At 38.5% G+C, this 948-nt stretch carries 1 pseudogene; it reads left to right on the top strand.

Annotated elements, in window-relative coordinates:
- Positions 1–948, top strand: a pseudogene (locus HMPREF9171_RS102770) (IS1182-like element IS1563 family transposase); the annotation flags it as partial.

The following is a 948-nucleotide window of genomic DNA, read 5'->3' as shown; positions in this document are numbered from 1 at the left end:
GAAGTCGATGCACAAGCTAAATTTATGAGTGATCAGTTGGAGAAGGAAATTGCTAAAGATAGGGAAAAACATGGAAAAAAGTCGCTAGGAATCGCCAAAGAAAAAGAGCCCATAAGTAAGAAAATCTCTACAACCGACCCTGATAGTGGTTGGTTTCATAAGGGAGAACATAAGCAAGTTTTTGCTTATAATGCCCAGGTAGCTTGTGATAAGTATGGTTGGGCACTAGGCTATAGTATCCACGCAGGGAATGTCCATGATAGTCAGGCATTTCCTGAACTCTTTGACAAAATCAAAGCATTGACTCCTCACTATCTCATCGCTGATTCTGGTTATAAAACTCCAAGCATCGCGCATTACCTATTAACTATAGGTATCATACCAGTTTTTTCTTATACTAGACCTCGTAGTAAAAAGGGTATGCTTCGGCTAAAAGACTTTATTTATGATGAGTATTATGATGTTTACCTCTGTCCAGAAAATCACCCCTTATCCTATTCAACGACTACTCGAGATGGCTATCGTGAGTATAAAAGTAATCCAGCTGTATGCCAGTCTTGTCCCTTATTATCGGTTTGTACCCAATCAAAAAACCATCAAAAAGTAATCACTCGTCATCTCTGGAAAGATGATTTAGAGGTCTGTGAAGACATCCGACACCAAAGAGGGATGAAGGAACGCTATCAACAGCGCAAAGAAACCATTGAGCGTTTGTTTGGAACAGCTAAAGAATACCACAACTTACGTTACACGAGATTAAGAGGAAAGTCCAAAATGGAGGCAACCCTTGGGCTGACTTTAGCGTGCTTAAATATGAAAAAATATAGTAAGATAATGGCTGGAATAGTCTTTTTAGTTTGCCTAAAAGTGATCATATCAAGACCAATTGTGATAACAATAGTAAAAGAAAAGACAAGCTGGATTAACATTCCAGTTTGTCTTCAATCT

It is taken from the genome of Streptococcus agalactiae ATCC 13813 (assembly GCF_000186445.1).
Taxonomy (GTDB): Bacteria; Bacillota; Bacilli; order Lactobacillales; family Streptococcaceae; genus Streptococcus; species Streptococcus agalactiae.
The sequence above is the reverse complement of the archived record's forward strand: the minus strand, read 5'-3'. Positions and strand labels throughout refer to the sequence as shown.